A 16,554-nucleotide genomic window follows, 5' to 3' on the forward strand; every position below is an offset into this window, starting at 1 on the left:
TCAATCATCAAATCAATCAAAAAACAAAAATTATGAGAACTTTAGACAACAATCAAATCACTAAAAAATTAAGTAAAACAAATGGAAACATCTGGAACGCTAAAAGACGTTATAGGTAATTAAACAATTTAATTATTCATCAATCAAAAAACTAATCATCATGAGAACTTTACAAAACATTCGAAACATATCACGAAACAGTGGTACTCCGCAATATAGCAGGTTCGTAAATTATATAACGCAATTCTACGATTATGAAGGAAATATTATTACCGGAAATAAAAGATACACCTATCAAGTTGAACGATAATACAAAAAGCTGAATTTTGACATAAACTCCAAAATTCAGCTTTATTTTTACACCTATATCAAATTACACTTCTTTTCGATACTTTATTTCTTTCCGCCAACTATGATCAACTTTAATTTTATACCTGACAATACAGGTAATTCCTGTTCGCAAATTTTGTTTCGTAAATTCTAAACAAAACGGTTTAACAATATAACCTCCCCAATGATCAGGTTTAGGAATTTCTTTATTCTGAAATTGAATTTCATATTTTTTCAAACGCTCTTCTAATACGTTTCGAGAATTGATTATTTCACTTTGGTCAGATACCCAAGCACTTAACTTACTGCCTTCTGGACGAGATTCGAAATATCCTTCTGACATATTCCTCGGAAGCTTCTCTGCCCTGCCTAAAATTAATATTTGGCGTTTAGAGTTCACCCAATTAAACAGTAAAGAAACTTTATTGTCATTTGCGATAGCTTTCCCTTTTTCACTGTTATAATTTGAGAAGAACATGAACCCTTCCCATGTAAAACGTTTTAGTAATACAATTCTACTTTTAGGGAAACCGTCTAACCCCATTGTAGATAAAAACATGGCATTAGTTTCATTTTCTGAATCTATTTTATCTACCTCATAAAACCATTTCTGGAAATGCTCTATTGGATTATGATCATAAGGTATATCCATTATTCTTCTGCATTTATTTCTCTTCCGCTCCAATTGGTTAAAATGGTTACAAAAACAACTACAGAAATAGAACTTAAAGGCATTAATATAGCTGCAATAATAGGCGATAATTGTCCGGTAACAGCGAAATATAAACCTATAGCATTATACAAAAATGATAACAGAAAACTCGACTTAACAATGCTAATTGTCTTTTTAGCAATCATAAGATACTGCGGAATTTTATCAAATCGAGAAGCATCTAAAATAGCATCACAAGCAGGAGAAAATACATTTACATTTTCTGATATAGCAATACCTACATTACTTTGAGCTAAAGCTCCAGCATCATTCAAACCATCACCAATCATAATTACTTTCTTTGTTAACTCTTGTAACGACTTGATATAATTAAGTTTGTCATCTGGCTTTTGGTTAAATAGCATCGTAGTACTTACAGGAAGTAATTGTTCCAAGTATTTTTTTTCTCCTTCGTTATCACCTGATAGAATAGATAATTCATATGCTTTATTCAAAGTATTAAAGACATACTTGATATTTTTTCTGTATTGATTACGGAAAACATATCTCCCTTTATAGATATCATTAGCACTTATATGCACATTCGTATTTTGTATTTCCAAAAATTCATCATTTCCTACGAAACTAGAAGATCCAACTTTTATGGTACGTTCTATGAATTTGGCCTCAATTCCTTTACCAATATGTTCTTGATATTCATCCAAGGTATATATATCTTGTTCATCTAAAATATTGTATAAAGCTCTACTCAACGGATGATTAGAAGCTCTTAATGTATTTTTGAGTAGAGATTCTTCATCAGGAGTCAACTCCATTCCTTGGTATTCTATCTCACTTTCGCTATTCGTTGTAATGGTTCCAGTTTTATCAAATATTATACTATTCGTTTGGGCTAACTGTTCAATTACATCTGCATTCTTTAGATAGAATTTATTTCTCCCAAAAATCCGTAGCGTATTACCCAAAGCAAAAGGTCTAGCCAATGCTAATGCACAAGGGCAAGCAATGATCAAAACGGCTGTAAAGACATTAATAGCTTTGGTAACATCAACAAACAACCAAAAGGTAGTAGCAATTATTGCTATACTCAAAATAACAACCGTAAAATATTTACTTATCGCATCTGTCAAATTAGTAAAAGACGTAGATTTATCTTTTTTAAACACATCATTACTCCATAAACGGGTAAGATAACTTTGTTCTACAGTTTTAATCGCTTCAATTTCTATAGCTCCATATAATTGCTTTCCACCTGCAAACAGCTTATCTCCTGATAGTTTAGTCACCGATTCGCTTTCTCCGGTAACAAAACTATAATCAATTCTCGCTGTACCTTTAATAAGAACAGCGTCTACTGGTATTAATTCTCCATTCCGTATGAGCAATCGATCACCTTCTTTGATCTCATATACCTGAATACTTTCTTCTGTACACGCTTTTTTGTTTTCATTAGATTTCAACCGGGTAATGGCGATTGGGAAATAAGATTTATAATCTCTTTCAAAAGACAGAAAAGAATACGTTTTCTGTTGAAAAAACTTACCTAATAGCAAGAAGAACACTAACCCAGTAAGGCTATCAAAAAAACCAGTTCCCCAATCAAATATAATTTCAGAAGTACTTCTTAAAAAAAGTACCGTAATTCCTAATGCAATAGGTATATCTATATTCAATATTTTAGATTTCATTCCCTTATATGCAGAAACAAAATAATCCTGAGTTGCATAGAAAACTACAGGTAACGAAAAAACAAACATTAACCATCGAAATACATATTTATACTGTTCTAACCAGTATTCGGATACCTCGAAATATTCTGGAAAAGACAAAAACATAACATTCCCAAAGGCAAATCCAGCTATTCCTAATTTGTATATTAAACTTCTATCATTGTGTTTTTGACCGTCAGAATAATCATCTAGACTTATATAAGGTTCATAACCAATTGAATTAAGTAATAAAACAACTTTTTTGAGCGATGTTTCTTCTTTATTAAAAGTAATTCGAACCGTTTTCTTAGGAAAATTAACCTGAGAATTAATAATTGAAGCATCTAACTTATGCAGATTTTCTAATATCCAAATACAAGAACTACAGTGTATCTGTGGAATATATAACGTACTAATACCTATAGTATCATCACTAAACTCAATCAACTTTTCTGCAATAGATAAAGTATCTAAATAATCATATTTTTTTTCAATTTCCTTAGGAATACTGCCAGGAGCAGATTGTAAATCATAGTAACAATCTAAATCATTACTAGAAAAAATATCATATACAGTTTTACACCCATTGCAGCAGAATGTTTTTTGATCAAAGGTAATTGCCGATGCATCACAATCATTTCCACAATGGTAACACGTAGATTCTATCATCCCTAATTTTATTTGTTACAAAAATGAAAAAGACAACAACTAAATAATATGATAAAAATCATAGTTTTAGCTCTAGCGAGGATTTAGTTTTGGCATATCACTTTAAAACTACTGATGATGAAACGGATTTTACTACCAACTGATTTTTCGGACAATTCTTGGAATGCAATTGATTATGCTACAGAACTCTTTAAAGATGAAAACTGTACCTTCTTTCTATTAAATGCTTATACTAAGATCATTTATGAATTAGTACATATTTCTGATGTGCCTTACAAAAGAAATGTCGAAAACACTATAAAAACGAATGCGGTAACCAATCTAGAACATCTAAAAAAAACTATTGAACACACTACTATAAACGAAAAACATCAGTTTAAAACCATAGCAGCGTTTGGAACTCTAGTTGAAGTAATGGAAGAGTTCGTGAAATCTAAAAAAATAGACCTCATCGTTATGGGAACAAAAGGCGCATCCGGAGCAAAGGGAGTTTTTATGGGTAGTAATACTGTTCGTGTTATTAACACTATTAAAAAATGTCCTGTTATAGCTGTTCCTGAAAACTTTACCTTTATATCAAAACCATCAGAGATTACATTTGCTACAGATTTCACTCATTTTTATAGTAAAGAGGAACTTCAACCGATAGTAGAATTAGCAAAATCTTTTAGAGCGACTATTAGAATTATTTACATACAAAAGCAAAAAGGCGTATTAACAGAAGAGCAAAAATTTAATTTAGGGATGCTCCAAAAATACTTTAAAGACATTACTTATTTCCAACATACATTAACACAAAGTGAGTCAATTTCAAAATCAATAAAAGTTTTTGCTGAGGAGCTTGATATATACCTACTGGCTATGCTAAATTACCCTCATAGTTTTATAGATAAACTAACTAGAGAACCCGTAATTAAAAATATGGCGTTCCATACACAAATACCTTTATTAGTAATTCCTGAACTAGGGATGAGTTCTGCTCTTTCTAAGACGATAAAAAGTCATTCTAAACTTGAAGGAATATAATAGTTTACCAAACTATTCTTAAATAATAATAGAAGTATAACAATCAACTTCGCTGTTTAGATCTTCATACTTTTTATTAAGGAACAACCAAAGCATATTAATTCTTAAGCATGATAATTGATTTCTTAAAAGTAAGTAGCTGATAAAAGTCATAGTTTCTAAACCTATTCTTCTCTAGTTTTGAGATGACAATTAATAATAGTTAGGATAATGAGAAAAATATTAATTCCCACAGATTTTTCAGAAAATGCAATGAATGCAATTCAATATGCAACAGAGTTATTCAAATATGAAAAGAGTGAATTTTTGATATTTCACGCCTATGCAGATGAAGTTTATGATAACAATGAACTAATTTCTCGAAAAACTTTAAAAAAACTAAAAGAACAGACACATAAAAACTCTGATACCGAGTTAGAAAAAATACTATCTACACTGAATACGATTTCTCCAAACCCTAGGCATGAATATAAAATCTCATCAATTTTTGGAACACTTGTGGATGAAGCTAACGATCTTGTAGATCGAGAAAATATCGATATCCTTATTATGGGCACCAAAGGTAAAACAGATGATCGTAACATCACATTTGGGAGCAATACCTTACAAGTACTTAAATATGTAAAATCTCCTGTATTAGTAATACCAGAAAATTGTAAGTATCAACAACCAAAAAACATTCTTTTTCCTACAGATTATATGTTGCCTTATAAAAGAAGAGAATTAAAATTACTCAGTACATTGACTAAAAGCTTTAGGTCTTCTATTAATTTTTTACACGTATCGAAATATGAAAAACTTTCTATTCGACAAGAAGATAATAAAGTCTTTATTCAAGAGTGTTTGCCAGATGCAGAAATATTCTTTCACACTGCAAATGAAAAAGATATTACCAAGGTTACGAATCAATTCATTGAAAAAAATGAAATCAACATGTTAGTGATGGTAAACTCCAGACATTCATATCTGGAATGTGTATTACACCAATCCACCATAGATCAGATTGGATTACACATAAAAATACCATTTCTAACTATGCAAAATTTACAACGAAATTAAACTACGAGAATTATGAAACGGATTCTATTACCAACCGATTTTTCTGACAATGCATATAACGCAATTCGATATGCAATGCAATTTTTTAGAAATGAAAAATGTACATTTTACTTTCTTCACACCTTTACACCAGTATCTTATAATGTAGGATATCTCATAGAAAATCCAATGCCATATGGATTAGAGGAGATCGCAAGGATGAATTCAGAAAAAGAGATCGAACTTATAGAGACTAAAATAAAAGAAGAGTTCAATAACTCAAAACATAGTTTTGAAAGAATTTCTGCCTTTAATATGTTAGTTAATGAGATTAAAGATACAGTAGAGCGTTATGATATAGATTTGATCGTAATGGGTACTAAAGGAACTACAGGTGCCAAAGAAATATTTATAGGAACTCATACAATGTACACCATAAAAAATGTAAAATGTCCTGTTTTGGCGGTTCCTTCCGGTTTCGATTTTGAAGAACCAAAAGAGATCTTATTCCCGACAGATTATAACCTTAGCTCAACCAATAAATACCTTCCGTTTATAAAAAACATCTGTGATAATCATACATCAAGGCTACATCTACTTAATGCATATTATGGTATCCCATTAGATAAAGATCAGGAAAAGATAAAAGATTTCGTGGATAACTATTTTAAAAACAATGCTCATATTTTTCATATTGCAGATGGCATGGATGTTATAGAAGCGATTGAAGATTTCCAAAAAATGAATATCATAAATATGCTTGTTATGGTACATAATAAACATTCTTTTTTTGAAAACCTTTTGTTTAAACCTGTTATTAATCAAATAGCACATCATACTAACATCCCATTTTTAGTAATCCCTTCAGAAAAAAGAATAGGATCAAATAAAAAAAGTGAGCACATCGACATAAATAGAAAAGAAAAAGAGAACGAAGATATAATCGCATAACAAAAGTCAGAATAGTTAGGTAAATAAGAATACCTTATAGAAAGATGAAAAAAATATTAGTAACAACAGATTTTTCTGATAAAGCCTGGAATGCTCTTGTATATGTCCTTGAATTATACAAGAACATTCCTTGTGAGCTTTATATTCTTAATACTTATGACCTAAATTCTACCCAATTAGTTACAACAGTGAGCTCTCAAAGAGTCGGTCATTTCTATACATCCATCAAGATAGTGTCAGAAGATCGATTAAAAAAAACTCTAGAAGATATACAAAACACCAAACTATTTAAAAATCATACATTTCAAACAGTTTCTAAACCTGGTTCATTAACCAAAGTTTTAAGACAAATGACTGCGCAATACAAATTTGACTTGATTCTTATGGGCTCCAAAAAAGTTTCAAATTCAAAACAACTGTTTTTAGGAAGTACTATAAAAAGAGTTTTAGAAAGTGAATTTAACCCCCCTATTCTTATAATTCCTGAAGATGTAATTTTTAAGCCAATTAAGAACATAGCATTTGCTACAAACTTCGAAAGGATTTATTATAAGTCAGAAATTAATCCAATTATTGATTTAGCCAAACACTACAATGCTACTGTAAAAATGGTTCGTGTTTACAATGGATCAAAACTAAATACAGTACAACATTATAACACTACCACTCTAGAGGATTTTTTTAGGAATGTGAAATTTAATTTTCACATGATACCAGATTCTTCTAATGTAGAAATTGGAATTCAATCTTTTATAGATGAACAAGAAATAGATCTATTAGCAATGATTACATATAAGCATAGTTTTATTGAACGTCTAACCAGAGAAGCTGTTATCAAAAAAATGACATTCCATACCAAAATTCCTTTCCTAGTAATACCCGCAGATCATATCTAATTATAGAGGTAATCAATTAATAATTATCTCCAAAAACGTATTGTTATTTTATTTCAAATATGAGAATTATCATAGTATTCATAATGTTTAAAAAATACTTTTATAGTAAATAAACAAAACAAAAAAACAATGAAAAGAATACTTGTTCCCACCGATTTTTCAGACAACGCATATAGTGCTCTTTTTTATGCTACAAGATTATTTCAAAATCAACCATGTCAATTTTATATTCTTAATACTTTCGAAGTCAATACACCAGTGCTTACTGGTAGAATTGATACAAGCAAAGGAGATGCAACATATCAAAGACTAAGTGCTACATCCGTTGACGCTTTAGCAACAACATACCATTCAATCGTTAGAGATTCAGAAGGTCTTAAACATACCTTCGAAACTATCTCTATATCAAAAGATTTAACGGAAACAATTAACAAAACTATCAAAAATAAGGATATTGATTTGGTCGTTATGGGTACAAAAGGAGTTACTGGTGCTGCCTCTCTTTTTATGGGAAGTAATACTGTAAAAGTAGTTCAAAAAATAAAACATTGTCCTGTTCTAATTGTTCCTAATGAGTTTAATTTCAATAAACCTGCAGAAATTGCATTTCCTACTGATTTTAAACGATTTTATCTAGAAGAAGAAATAAAACCGTTACTGGATGTGGCGTCTTTATTTGGTTCCAACATACACATTTTTCACATCAACGAAGACAAAAAATTAGATGATATACAAGAGTATAATTATAACTTATTAAAGAAACTTCTTAACGATTTCACACACAGTCTTCATTGGGGTTCAAAAACTGAGCAAAAAGCTGTGTTAATCAATAATTTTATAGATGAATTCAATATCAGTTTGGTCGTAATGGTTAATTATAAACATAGTTTAATAGAAACCATAACACATGAACCAGTAATTAAAAAAATAGGATTTCATCCATCCATACCTTTTTTGGTAATTCCTGATGCTACCTGATAATTGTCATAGTATTTAACTATGACCCATTATATATTTATCTCATTAATCTTTAAAAATCTATCTAATGAAAAAGAAAATTTTATTACCAACGGATTTTTCTAAAAATGCTTGGAACGCTATAAGTTATGCAATTGAATTATATAAAAATGAAGAGTGTGATTTTTATATTCTTAATGTATTTAATGCTACTGGCTATGCTTTAGAAAGTATGATGATTCCAGAACCTGGAGAAAAGATGTATGACGAAGCTAAGGAAAAATCAGAAAAAGGATTAGGAAGAATATTACAACGCCTTTCTTTTAGAGATGAATCCACAAATCACAAGTTTATTATGATTTCTCAATTCAATAGTTTACTAGAAAGCATCAAAGATATTGTAGATAAACAAGATATCGAAATGATCATCATGGGAACTAAAGGATCTACAAACGCAAGTGATATTATATACGGCAGTAATGCCATTCTGGTTATGGAGAAAATAAGAAACTGTCCAGTGATGACAATTCCTGAAAATACAATCTATAAAGAACCAAAAGAAATCGTATTCCCTACAGATTACAAAACACAAGTTAAGCGTAGAGAATTACAATATCTAATTGAAATTGCAAAAATCAGTAACGCAGCCATTCGTTTTTTACACATTTCTGAAGAAGATATTTTGGATGAAGAACAAGTAAATAATCAAAATTTACTAAAAGAATATTTTGAACATATACCCCATACATTTCATACCCTACATAATGTAGATGTAAAAGGAGGACTCAGTGCTTTTGTAGAAAGTAGAAATAGTGATCTGATTACTTTTATAAACAGAAAACATTCTTTCTTTGGAAGTATATTTTCTAGACCTATGGTCAAAAATTTAGGATACTATTCCAAAGTACCAGTATTAGCATTACACGATATTAAAAATTAAACCAAATTGATTATGAAAAACATAGGAATATGGATGGATAAGGAAAAAGCTTATATCATCAACGTAAAAGAAAACAACGAAGAAATGACTACAATTTTTTCAGAAATAGAAGATTATCGAATTCATGGAGGTTCTGGAACTAAAATGAAAGGCGGACCTCAAGATGTTGTTCAGGATAGTAAATTCTTAGAACGCGAAAAACATCAATTCAAATCTTATTTTAAAAAGATCATTCCTATTATTAAGGATTCTGATAGTATTGTGATTTATGGGCCTGCTGAAGCTGGTGAAAAATTCAAAAAAGAACTAGATGAAAATTATAATGATCTCAGCAAAAAAGTAAACGCAGTTATTAAATCTGATAGTTTAACTGAAAACCAAACGAAAGCTTTAATAAGAGATTATTTCAAAAAAAGTAAATCAAATTATAAAGCGATTAAGGAATTCTAATAACTCGTGTCTTTTCACTTAAATATAAGACCTATGAATACACTAAATAAACTATTCTTAACAATCATAACTATAATTTTAATCAGTTGCTCATCCAGTGAACTCATAGAAGTTTGGAAAAACCCTGATATTGAAAGTTTTGAGGCTAACAAAGTATTGGTAATAGGAATGACCTCTGATATTGATGGAAGAAAAGTATTCGAAAAGAAGCTCACTGCAGCACTCAAAAAAAATGGAGTCACATCAGAAAAAAGCCTTGACTTCTTCGAAAAATCATTTACCGACTCTCCAAAAACAGAAGAAGATCTAATGACTATGGAAGGTAAACTTTTGGAAGCAGGTTTTGATGCTATTTTATTATCCAAAGTATTAGCTGTAGAAGATAGAGTAACCGTAGTTCAGGCTTATCGAAATATGGATAAAGATTTCAGAAATTTTAAAGATGATTACTATAAAAACCAAGACATTTACTATGAAGATGATTACTATGAAGAGTATGAAATCTATCACGTAGAAACATCTTTGTATTGTATATGTCCCGATAAAGAAAGAGAATTAATTTGGAAAGGATCCATTGACATTACTGAGCCTGAAAACGTAAAAAAGGCTGTTGGTGATTACGTAAAAGTGTTGATTTGGGCATTAAAAGGACAGAAATTATTAATTATTGAAGAAGAAATTACCGATGAAAATATTGATCTATAGTGCTAAAGATTTTGAAATACCTTTTCTTGAAAAAGCAAACAAAGATATTCATCAGATAAAATACATCCCAGAAAGACTTACTTCTAAAACGGCTATGATGGCTCTAGGTTTTGATGCAGTCTCTATTTTTTCTGCAGATGATGCTTCTTCAAAAACACTACGGTTATTAAAAGAATTTGGAGTCAAATATATTACTTTACGATCTGCCGGTTATGATAACATACATCTAAAAATTGCGCAAGAATTAGGTTTTAAAGTTGCTAATACTCCAGATTATTCACCTCACGCAATTGCAGAGCACGCAATGGCACTATTATTAGCGTTAAATCGTAAACTAATTATATCAAATCAACAATTCAATGATTACAATTTTTCCCTTAGTAATTTAATTGGGTTTGATCTCAATAATAAAACCGTTGGTATTATAGGAACTGGTAGAATTGGAAAAGTAATTGGAAAAATATTAAGAGGATTTGGTTGTAATGTAATTGCAACTGATATTTATGAGGATATCGATTTTGCCAAAACAAACAATATTCAATATGTATCATTAGAGAATTTATGTCAACAATCTGACATTATTATGTTAAGCATGCCTCTTAACTCAAAAACTCATTATATGATTAATGCAGATCTTATACATCTAATGAAAAGAGAGGTATATATCATAAATATTTCTAGAGGGGCTGTTGTAAATACTTTAGAACTCATAGAAGCCTTACAATGGAATAGAATTGCTGCATACGGATCCGATGTATATGAATATGAACATGATTTATTTTTCTATGATCATTCTAAAGACAAACCAGATGACTCATTATTAAAACAATTAATAGATTTACCCAATGTTTTAATAACTCCGCATCAAGCATTTGCAACAACCGAAGCATTAACCAACATTGCAGAAACTACTTTTTATAACATCAATTGTTGGCAACAAAACATGGTTTCTAAAAATGAACTTATACCCTAATTAATGAGGTAACTTATCTCTAAATAACCCATACAAAAATGTCCCTAAGATGGAAGCTATGATCACTATTACAATTGGTAAATACCCTGCACCTAACAAAACGAACATTGGTCCTGGACAAGCTCCAGCTAACGCCCAACCTAGACCAAAAATAATCCCTCCTATCATATAACGATAAAAACTTTTTTCTTTTGATAGAATAACTATTTTATCTCCAAAAAAAGATCTCACTTTATATCTTTTAATAAATTGAACGATAACAATACCAAGTCCTACAGCGGATCCTATGATACCATACATATGAAACGATCCAAATTGAAACATTTCATAAATTCTAAACCACGAAGCAGCTTCTGATTTAAACAAAACAATTCCAAAAAAAACACCAATTACTAAATATACAACTGTACGCATATGCTTAAAATAATAAAGGAAAAATTAAATGAATCATCACCAAACCACCAATAAAGAAACCAACAACAGCAATAAGTGATGGTATTTGTAAATTACTTAAACCCGAAATCGCATGACCAGATGTACAACCTCCTGCATAGCGAGCACCAAAACCCACTAATATTCCACCAATCACAAGAATAATTATTGTTTTTGGAGTCATTAGAACCTGATCAGAAAATAACATACTTGGTATGTAACTTTCTCCAGCATCCGCAAAACCTTTTGCTTGAAGATCTTTTACTACATTAGCATTCAGATTTACTTTAGTATCAAAAGACAAGTAATTTTCTGCAATAAAACCACCTATAACTATCCCAAAAACTACCACAAGATTCCATCGTTGAGATTTCCAATCAAATTTAAAAAAATCAGCTGTTTTACCTGCTCCGCAAATAGCACACATTGTTCTTAGATTGGATGATACCCCAAATTTTTTACCCATCATAAGCAACAAAAACATTACCAATGATATCAATGGTCCTGACACATACCAAGGCCATGGTTCATATAACCAATTCATTCTTTTACAAATTATATTTTAGTGCAATAACTTACATTTTTTAGTTAGAATCAGTAACCTAAGTTACACAAGAGTGCTTTTGAAATAATAAATCAAAATATTCTTGGAAAGAAACGACCTGTAGTCGCTTTGTATACTTTATATTCCTCAAAAAATTCTTGTAACTTTTCTTCTTCGTATTTAGTTTTGAAATAAAAAAGCATATAAATAGTGGTAGCTATAATTAATTTAAAAAAGGAACCTATATAAAGTCCGTATCCAAATACAACACATAATATTCCTGCATATATAGGATGTCTTATAAATTTATATAGACCAGTTTTAACTAATTTTGAATTTAATTTAGGAGTAGGAAAAGGTGATAGATTTTTATTTAACTGTAATAAAGAAATGAATACAATCAAAACACCCAATACAAACGTAAATAAACCTATTCGATTTATAAATGGCAACCAACCAATACTTACTATTTTTACATCAATTACGTACACAAAAAACAGTATAAACTGTACTAAAACGAAAAGAAAATCATTGTTTTCTAATTTCATAATTTAAAAAAATAGATTCGTATCTAAAAACCTGTCATCATCTAAATGACAGGTTTATAAGCAACATCATTAATTAAGTTTAGTTCTTTACTTTACAGGTATTTAAACCTACCAGTGAGTATAAAGGGCAAAAACTAACAAAACCAGTTACAGCAAATATTCCTGCTAATCCCAATAAAACATATGCAACGGTACCGTGTATAATGTTAAAATAATAAAGTAGCGCAATTGTAATAGCGACAATCAATCTCAAAATGCGATCTGCATTTCCCATGTTCTTTTTCATAGTATATAATATAAAATTAAGTTTTAAAAAATTCAATAAGAAGAACTATTATTGTAGTAATGCTTATACATAATAAACAGACTATTAAAAATTTCATCTCCTTACGCATTTTCATCTTCAATATTTTGGGTTATTGATGAACAAATTTATCTTAGAAGAAGAATAAAAACTGTGACAAATGTTACAACTACATAAATTTTATGATGACCATTCAAAATTTAAGATCAAGACTAGGTAATATCGACATCTACTTATTAGACCAAATACTAAAAGATAGATATTCCCAAAATGATAAGATCTTAGATGCAGGATGCGGAAGTGGCAGAAATATACATTGGTTTTATGAAAATAAGTTCGACATCTATGCTGTGGATCGAGAAATTGAGCAAATAGCATTCATCAAAAGTATATACCCCAACTGGAGCGACAAGTTTAGTGTATCTTCCTTAGATAAATTAAAATATGAAAATGATTTTTTTGATCATATTATTTGCAGTGCAGTACTACACTTTGCTTCTAGTACAGATCACTTCAATTCCATGTTTTCAGAGCTTATACGTGTCTTAAAACCATCAGGAACTTTATTTATAAGAATGACTTCTGATATTGGAGTAAAAGATAAGATATCTCATATACATCAGGGTGTATACAGATTAGGAGATGAATCTGATCGATTCTTGCTAACACAAGAGTTGCTCTCTTCTATCATGCAAAATCATGGGCTATCATTTTTAGAACCCTTAAAATCCACTAACGTACATGATCTAAGATCTATGTCTACGCTAGTACTTCAGAAGGTTTAAGTTAGATCAATCAGTTCTATCTCACCTTGTTTTAAAAATATATGACCTTCTTGCTCTAATTTTTTAAGTAATCTAGATATTACTTCTCTAGAAGACCCTAGATCATGCGCAATATGTTGATGCGTCGTATTAAGAACATTTCGCCCTTTTAACTTGGCTTCTTTTTTTAAATACTCTAATAATCGCTTATCCTTATTAGAAAATGTCAATATTTCTATAACATCTAATAATTCTTCGAACTTAAGGTTAAAAAGATCATAAATAAATTCATTCCATTTCGGATACTTTTTTGCGATTACTAGTGCTTTATCTGCTGGTATGACTACCACTTCAGAGTCTTCTTCAATCACCGCTTTTACCTGACTTTCTTGATTACGAATTAAAGTAGTAACTGACATTACACAACTTTCTCCTGGCTGTATATAATACAATAAAACCTCGTTTCCATTAATCGGTTCTTCTTTAAATACTTTTGCTAAACCCGATATCAATAGTGGGATGACTTTAATATACGCGCCTTGTCTAAGTATAACCGTGCCAGCCTCAAATTTATGAATACTACTAATTGCTACAAGCTCTTTCTTTAAATCTGGCATTGTAGTCAATTTTGGAAAATAAGTGTCTAAAACTTCAGAAATCAACGGTTTTATTTTTTACTAATTTAATCAATAATTGATTCTATATTATATCATTTTTCTGAATATGAACTCCAAGCTTTATAACCACCCTTAAAATCATATACTTCATTAAAACCTAGTTTAACTAATAATTTAGCAGCGCGATGACTTCTCCAACCAGAATAGCAATAAATATATACTGGTTTTTTTTTATTTAGTTTTTGAAATTCTGAAACAAATTTTTCTCTATTCGCAATACTTATATTTATTGCATCATCTATATAACCATTCTTGTACTCCTCTGCAGTACGTATGTCAACAAATTGCACATTCTTACCAATTACTTTTTTTCCAATTACATTGACACCAACAATCTTTATTGAATTGATTTGTTTAGTAGAAGAATTTCTAAAATAATCCTGAGAAAAACCAAAAAAGATGTTTCCTAAAATTAATAAAAAAGTTATATAATATTTTAAAGATATTATTTCAAATCTTACTACATCTTTCATGAATTATTTTAAGGTGGTTGGACATACGTAATCTGTCGTTTCTAAACCAGTTTCCTTAATAGCAGCAAAACCACCAGCAACATCTATAAGATTATGAATACCTCTACTCTTTAAGATGGAAGCAGCAATAACAGATCGATATCCTCCTGCACAATGTATATAAGCCATTTTATCCTCTACAAAATAATGCATATAATCATTGATAAAATCTAATGGCGAATTTTTTGCATTCTCCAAGTGTTCGGCAGCAAATTCACTCTCTTTTCTTACATCAAAAACATGTACTTCTTCTGTTTTCATAATGTTTTTAAGCTGCATCGCTGATATTGATGATATTGTATCAACTTCTTTTTTAGCTTCTTTCCAAGCTTCAACTCCTCCTTCTAAATATCCTAAAGTACCATCAAAACCTACACGAGATAATCGAGTAATCGTTTCCTCTTCTCTACCTATTGGTGCTACTAATAAAATTGGCTGCTGCACATCTGCTATCAAAGTACCTACCCAAGGAGCAAAACTACCATCTATTCCAATAAATATAGATCTTGGGATATGAGCTTTTACATATTCGTTTTGATGTCTAACATCTAATACAATCGCACCGGTTTCATTAGCCAACATCTCGAAATCTTCTGGAGACAATGGTCTTATTCCTCTTTCTAATACCTCATCTATATCTTCATATCCTTCTTTGTTAAGTTTAACATTTAAAGGGAAATACTTTGGTGGAGGTAACAATCCTTCAGTAACTTCGTTTACAAATTCTTCTTTAGTCATATCTGCTCGCAATGCATAATTCACTTTCTTCTGATTACCTAAAGTATCAACCGTTTCTTTCATCATATTTTTACCACAAGCGGAACCTGCTCCATGTGCTGGGTATACAATTATATCATCATTTAATGGCATAATCTTATTTCGTAAACTTTCAAATAACGTTTCTGCCAATTCTTCTTGCGTAAGGTGAGCAGCTTTCTGAGCCAAATCCGGACGTCCAACATCTCCAAGAAATAAAGTATCTCCACTAAAAATGGCATGATCTTTACCGTTTTTATCCCGTAATAAATATGTAGTACTTTCCATCGTGTGGCCTGGAGTATGTAGTGCTATAATAGTTATATTTCCTAATTTAAACTCTTGTTCGTCACTAGCAATAATAGCTTCAAAAGAAGGATTCGCATTTGGTCCATAAATGATCTTCGCACCTGTTTCTTTAGCGAGTGTTACATGTCCGCTCACAAAATCCGCATGAAAATGTGTCTCAAAAACATATTTAATTATTGCTTTGTCATTTTTAGCTCTTTCTATATAAGGCTTTACTTCTCTTAACGGATCTATAATTGCAACTTCACCTTCACTTTCAATATAGTATGCTCCTTGTGCTAGACACCCAGTATATATTTGTTCTATCTTCATTTGTTCTATTTTTTATTTTTAAAAATACTACTCAGATTGTCATTTTATAGTAACAATTGTTACAGATAAAACAATCTAG

Annotated in this window: 20 protein-coding genes; 11 read left to right on the top strand and 9 right to left on the bottom strand. The window is 30.4% G+C overall.

The window, feature by feature from the left end; translation table 11 throughout:
• Window positions 1-160: 160 nt before the first annotated feature.
• Window positions 161-310 carry a hypothetical protein gene (locus BMY33_RS23445; protein WP_155839795.1) on the top strand — a complete coding sequence of 50 codons (150 nt, stop codon included), beginning with the start codon at window positions 161-163 and terminating at the stop codon, window positions 308-310.
• 63 nt (window positions 311-373) lie between these two features.
• Here BMY33_RS23445 and pdxH read toward each other — a convergent pair whose 3' ends face one another.
• Together pdxH and BMY33_RS08370 are read right to left on the bottom strand one after the other, a co-directional pair.
• A complete protein-coding gene (pdxH, locus tag BMY33_RS08365; protein WP_091407475.1) occupies window positions 374-982 on the bottom strand; it encodes a pyridoxamine 5'-phosphate oxidase in 609 nt (202 codons plus the stop codon).
• Window positions 982-3,381: a heavy metal translocating P-type ATPase gene (locus tag BMY33_RS08370; RefSeq protein WP_091407476.1), complete on the bottom strand. Its 2,400-nt coding sequence runs from the start codon at window positions 3,379-3,381 to the stop codon at window positions 982-984. The genes pdxH and BMY33_RS08370 overlap by 1 nt, the downstream gene beginning before the upstream one ends.
• Before the next feature lie 117 nt (window positions 3,382-3,498).
• Here BMY33_RS08370 and BMY33_RS08375 point away from each other — a divergent pair, with 117 nt between their 5' ends.
• The 9 genes from BMY33_RS08375 (at window position 3,499) to BMY33_RS08415 (ending at window position 11,317) form a co-directional block, all read left to right on the top strand.
• Window positions 3,499-4,407, top strand: coding sequence for a universal stress protein (locus BMY33_RS08375; protein ID WP_091407478.1), 909 nt, complete (start codon window positions 3,499-3,501; stop codon window positions 4,405-4,407).
• 210 nt (window positions 4,408-4,617) lie between these two features.
• Window positions 4,618-5,466: a universal stress protein gene (locus tag BMY33_RS08380; protein ID WP_091407480.1), complete on the top strand. Its 849-nt coding sequence runs from the start codon at window positions 4,618-4,620 to the stop codon at window positions 5,464-5,466.
• A 12-nt stretch (window positions 5,467-5,478) separates the two neighbouring features.
• Window positions 5,479-6,396 (top strand): universal stress protein, encoded by a 918-nt coding sequence (locus BMY33_RS08385; RefSeq protein WP_091407481.1) that lies wholly within the window; start codon window positions 5,479-5,481, stop codon window positions 6,394-6,396.
• A 44-nt stretch (window positions 6,397-6,440) separates the two neighbouring features.
• Window positions 6,441-7,292: a universal stress protein gene (locus BMY33_RS08390; RefSeq protein WP_091407483.1), complete on the top strand. Its 852-nt coding sequence runs from the start codon at window positions 6,441-6,443 to the stop codon at window positions 7,290-7,292.
• A gap of 129 nt (window positions 7,293-7,421) precedes the next feature.
• Complete coding sequence (locus BMY33_RS08395; RefSeq protein WP_091407485.1) at window positions 7,422-8,270, top strand: universal stress protein; 849 nt, start codon at window positions 7,422-7,424, stop codon at window positions 8,268-8,270.
• 67 nt (window positions 8,271-8,337) lie between these two features.
• Window positions 8,338-9,189: a universal stress protein gene (locus BMY33_RS08400; RefSeq protein ID WP_091407486.1), complete on the top strand. Its 852-nt coding sequence runs from the start codon at window positions 8,338-8,340 to the stop codon at window positions 9,187-9,189.
• Between the two features lie 12 nt (window positions 9,190-9,201).
• Window positions 9,202-9,639, top strand: coding sequence for a hypothetical protein (locus BMY33_RS08405; protein WP_091407488.1), 438 nt, complete (start codon window positions 9,202-9,204; stop codon window positions 9,637-9,639).
• 33 nt (window positions 9,640-9,672) lie between these two features.
• Window positions 9,673-10,344, top strand: coding sequence for a hypothetical protein (locus BMY33_RS08410; RefSeq protein ID WP_091407489.1), 672 nt, complete (start codon window positions 9,673-9,675; stop codon window positions 10,342-10,344).
• On the top strand, window positions 10,325-11,317 hold the full coding sequence (locus BMY33_RS08415; protein WP_091407491.1) for a 2-hydroxyacid dehydrogenase: 993 nt from the start codon (window positions 10,325-10,327) through the stop codon (window positions 11,315-11,317). Before BMY33_RS08410 ends, BMY33_RS08415 begins: the two co-directional genes overlap by 20 nt.
• On the opposite strand, the gene BMY33_RS08420 is transcribed toward BMY33_RS08415, so the two are convergent.
• From BMY33_RS08420 to BMY33_RS08435, 4 genes are all read right to left on the bottom strand, one after another.
• On the bottom strand, window positions 11,318-11,731 hold the full coding sequence (locus BMY33_RS08420; protein ID WP_091407493.1) for a DUF6691 family protein: 414 nt from the start codon (window positions 11,729-11,731) through the stop codon (window positions 11,318-11,320).
• A 4-nt stretch (window positions 11,732-11,735) separates the two neighbouring features.
• Window positions 11,736-12,293 carry a YeeE/YedE family protein gene (locus BMY33_RS08425; RefSeq protein ID WP_091407495.1) on the bottom strand — a complete coding sequence of 186 codons (558 nt, stop codon included), beginning with the start codon at window positions 12,291-12,293 and terminating at the stop codon, window positions 11,736-11,738.
• A 92-nt stretch (window positions 12,294-12,385) separates the two neighbouring features.
• Window positions 12,386-12,841, bottom strand: a complete 456-nt coding sequence (locus BMY33_RS08430; RefSeq protein ID WP_091407496.1) for a methyltransferase family protein — start codon at window positions 12,839-12,841, stop codon at window positions 12,386-12,388.
• A 79-nt stretch (window positions 12,842-12,920) separates the two neighbouring features.
• Window positions 12,921-13,127, bottom strand: a complete 207-nt coding sequence (locus BMY33_RS08435; RefSeq protein WP_091407498.1) for a YgaP family membrane protein — start codon at window positions 13,125-13,127, stop codon at window positions 12,921-12,923.
• 200 nt (window positions 13,128-13,327) lie between these two features.
• Here BMY33_RS08435 and BMY33_RS08440 point away from each other — a divergent pair, with 200 nt between their 5' ends.
• Window positions 13,328-13,930 carry a class I SAM-dependent methyltransferase gene (locus BMY33_RS08440; protein WP_244543000.1) on the top strand — a complete coding sequence of 201 codons (603 nt, stop codon included), beginning with the start codon at window positions 13,328-13,330 and terminating at the stop codon, window positions 13,928-13,930.
• On the opposite strand, the gene BMY33_RS08445 is transcribed toward BMY33_RS08440, so the two are convergent.
• From BMY33_RS08445 to BMY33_RS08455, 3 genes are all read right to left on the bottom strand, one after another.
• On the bottom strand, window positions 13,927-14,526 hold the full coding sequence (locus tag BMY33_RS08445) for a Crp/Fnr family transcriptional regulator (protein WP_091408170.1): 600 nt from the start codon (window positions 14,524-14,526) through the stop codon (window positions 13,927-13,929). The two genes, BMY33_RS08440 and BMY33_RS08445, sit on opposite strands and share 4 nt — an antisense overlap.
• Window positions 14,527-14,618: 92 nt before the next feature.
• Window positions 14,619-15,059 (bottom strand): rhodanese-like domain-containing protein, encoded by a 441-nt coding sequence (locus BMY33_RS08450; protein WP_091407501.1) that lies wholly within the window; start codon window positions 15,057-15,059, stop codon window positions 14,619-14,621.
• 3 nt (window positions 15,060-15,062) lie between these two features.
• Window positions 15,063-16,475, bottom strand: coding sequence for an MBL fold metallo-hydrolase (locus tag BMY33_RS08455; protein WP_091407503.1), 1,413 nt, complete (start codon window positions 16,473-16,475; stop codon window positions 15,063-15,065).
• Window positions 16,476-16,554 lie beyond the last annotated feature (79 nt).

Source organism: Aquimarina amphilecti, from assembly GCF_900109375.1.
GTDB classification, from domain to species: Bacteria; Bacteroidota; Bacteroidia; order Flavobacteriales; family Flavobacteriaceae; genus Aquimarina; species Aquimarina amphilecti.

Bases quoted from the DNA above. Each gene is read 5' to 3' on its own strand.
- BMY33_RS23445 (WP_155839795.1), top strand. From the start codon at position 161: ATGAGAACTTTACAAAACATTCGAAACATATCACGAAACAGTGGTACT.
- pdxH (WP_091407475.1), bottom strand. From the start codon at position 982: ATGGATATACCTTATGATCATAATCCAATAGAGCATTTCCAGAAATGG.
- BMY33_RS08370 (WP_091407476.1), bottom strand. From the start codon at position 3,381: ATGATAGAATCTACGTGTTACCATTGTGGAAATGATTGTGATGCATCG.
- BMY33_RS08375 (WP_091407478.1), top strand. From the start codon at position 3,499: ATGAAACGGATTTTACTACCAACTGATTTTTCGGACAATTCTTGGAAT.
- BMY33_RS08380 (WP_091407480.1), top strand. From the start codon at position 4,618: ATGAGAAAAATATTAATTCCCACAGATTTTTCAGAAAATGCAATGAAT.
- BMY33_RS08385 (WP_091407481.1), top strand. From the start codon at position 5,479: ATGAAACGGATTCTATTACCAACCGATTTTTCTGACAATGCATATAAC.
- BMY33_RS08390 (WP_091407483.1), top strand. From the start codon at position 6,441: ATGAAAAAAATATTAGTAACAACAGATTTTTCTGATAAAGCCTGGAAT.
- BMY33_RS08395 (WP_091407485.1), top strand. From the start codon at position 7,422: ATGAAAAGAATACTTGTTCCCACCGATTTTTCAGACAACGCATATAGT.
- BMY33_RS08400 (WP_091407486.1), top strand. From the start codon at position 8,338: ATGAAAAAGAAAATTTTATTACCAACGGATTTTTCTAAAAATGCTTGG.
- BMY33_RS08405 (WP_091407488.1), top strand. From the start codon at position 9,202: ATGAAAAACATAGGAATATGGATGGATAAGGAAAAAGCTTATATCATC.
- BMY33_RS08410 (WP_091407489.1), top strand. From the start codon at position 9,673: ATGAATACACTAAATAAACTATTCTTAACAATCATAACTATAATTTTA.
- BMY33_RS08415 (WP_091407491.1), top strand. From the start codon at position 10,325: ATGAAAATATTGATCTATAGTGCTAAAGATTTTGAAATACCTTTTCTT.
- BMY33_RS08420 (WP_091407493.1), bottom strand. From the start codon at position 11,731: ATGCGTACAGTTGTATATTTAGTAATTGGTGTTTTTTTTGGAATTGTT.
- BMY33_RS08425 (WP_091407495.1), bottom strand. From the start codon at position 12,293: ATGAATTGGTTATATGAACCATGGCCTTGGTATGTGTCAGGACCATTG.
- BMY33_RS08430 (WP_091407496.1), bottom strand. From the start codon at position 12,841: ATGAAATTAGAAAACAATGATTTTCTTTTCGTTTTAGTACAGTTTATA.
- BMY33_RS08435 (WP_091407498.1), bottom strand. From the start codon at position 13,127: ATGAAAAAGAACATGGGAAATGCAGATCGCATTTTGAGATTGATTGTC.
- BMY33_RS08440 (WP_244543000.1), top strand. From the start codon at position 13,328: ATGATGACCATTCAAAATTTAAGATCAAGACTAGGTAATATCGACATC.
- BMY33_RS08445 (WP_091408170.1), bottom strand. From the start codon at position 14,526: ATGCCAGATTTAAAGAAAGAGCTTGTAGCAATTAGTAGTATTCATAAA.
- BMY33_RS08450 (WP_091407501.1), bottom strand. From the start codon at position 15,059: ATGAAAGATGTAGTAAGATTTGAAATAATATCTTTAAAATATTATATA.
- BMY33_RS08455 (WP_091407503.1), bottom strand. From the start codon at position 16,475: ATGAAGATAGAACAAATATATACTGGGTGTCTAGCACAAGGAGCATAC.